The sequence below is a fragment of the Bradyrhizobium sp. Kon58 genome (genome assembly GCF_055807455.1).
In genome coordinates, this window is record NZ_JBVVOT010000722.1 from 1 (window position 1) to 203 (window position 203).

The window sequence follows — 203 nt, forward strand, 5'->3', positions numbered from 1 at the left end:
GGCATCAGCAGCGACAGCGGCACGTTCTTCAAATTGGCCGCCTGCGCCATGATGTTCTCGCGCGTCAGATTGTCCTTGCACTGCTTCAGCAAGACCACCAATGCCTCGGCGACCGTGTAACCGTAGAGACCCGCGACGTTGTTGACGTCGGCATTGGGCAGGCGCTTCTTCATGAAGTCGATATAGGCCGTCATCGCCGGATC

General features: G+C 58.6%; 1 pseudogene. It reads right to left on the minus strand.

From position 1 onward, the window contains the following. Positions 1–203 (minus strand): annotated as a pseudogene (locus AC0L20_RS42060) (ABC transporter substrate-binding protein); the annotation flags it as partial.